Source organism: Nocardia sp. CC201C, assembly GCF_030010695.1.
In the GTDB taxonomy this organism is placed as follows: domain Bacteria; phylum Actinomycetota; class Actinomycetes; order Mycobacteriales; family Mycobacteriaceae; genus Nocardia; species Nocardia otitidiscaviarum.
In genome coordinates this window covers 1-1,166 of record NZ_JASCXP010000737.1, presented here as the reverse complement: position 1 = coordinate 1,166, position 1,166 = coordinate 1, and the positions used below count along the sequence as shown (strand labels likewise).

The window sequence follows — 1,166 nt, the reverse complement described above, 5'->3', positions numbered from 1 at the left end:
GCCGCCCTCGCCCGAACGCGACTTGTCGGTGACGGCGCGCTCCAGCTCGACGCCCGCGTCGACCGGAACGTTCACCAGGACGGTGCCGTTCTCCTTGAAGTTGAAGCGCACCGGGTAGGTGAGGCCCGCGGTGACGTCCTGCTGGAGTCCGGTGATCTCGATCTTCAGCGGGTCGGCGGCCGGGTCGGCGACCTCGTCGGCGGGCGCGTCGGCGGCGGGCGCGCCGTGCGCGTCGTCGGAGTGCGCGGGATCGGCGTGCGAGTCACCGGCGCCGGCGGCCTCGCCCGCGACCACGGTCGACTGCGGGCCGAGTTCCACCGTGCCGTCGATCTGGACGGTGCCCAGGTCGGGGGCCTCGATGCTGACCAGGGTGTCGCTCTGGTGCTCGCCGAGGTTGATGGCGCTGAACGCCAGCAGCGCCTTGCCGCCCTTGGCGTTGTCGTACTCCGCCGACTGCGGCAGCAGGATCCGCACATCGCGCAGCGCGATCTTGCCGACGTCGGCGCTGTTGCCGTTGACGGCGGCGACCTGATCCGCCGTCTGCGAGATCTGGCCGGCGCTGCAGCCCGTCAACGCGAGCGCCGCGCCCGCAGCGAGTGCGATCAGTGTCGCGGCACGCCGCGGTTTCGACGCTGTGGTGGCTTTCAGGGCAGTCACGGGTTGTCCTCCATGTCGACCGGGCTCACTCCACTATGGAGAGTAGTAGTCAAAGAGAGTAGTGGGCGACTTCCGGAGCTGTGCGCGGGGGCGGTGTCGTACATCGCGCGCGGTTCGCTCACACGCGGATGCGGAATTGCGTGATGCGCCAAGGGATGAACGCGCGAACGCATGTGGCCGGTATCTCCTTATGGCACAACGCAGATGCACACTCAATCGGTTCTGTCAACCCCCGCCGCCGCCTAGTTGTGGCCCTGACCTGCATCGTTGATCGCGCCGTTACCGAGTCGCATGTTAAACTGTGAACATCGAAAGGGGCACGGGACACATGATTTTTAAGGTCGGAGACACCGTCGTTTACCCCCACCACGGAGCGGCGCTGATCGAAGCTATCGAAACTCGCACCATCAAGGGTGTGCAGAAGGAGTATCTGGTCCTGAAGGTCGCACAGGGCGACCTCACCGTTCGGGTTCCCGCCGAGAACGCTGAATATGTCGGCGTTCGCGACG

General features: G+C 66.5%; 1 protein-coding gene and 1 pseudogene. One reads left to right on the top strand and one right to left on the bottom strand.

Going from position 1 to position 1,166, the window contains the following annotated elements; all coding sequences use genetic code 11:
- Window positions 1-657, bottom strand: a 657-nt coding sequence (locus QK444_RS36400) for a hypothetical protein (protein ID WP_282786672.1), incomplete at its 3' end; no start/stop codon positions are given.
- 328 nt (window positions 658-985) lie between these two features.
- Between QK444_RS36400 and carD the strand changes: the two are divergent.
- Window positions 986-1,166: pseudogene (gene carD, locus QK444_RS36395) on the top strand (RNA polymerase-binding transcription factor CarD); the annotation flags it as partial.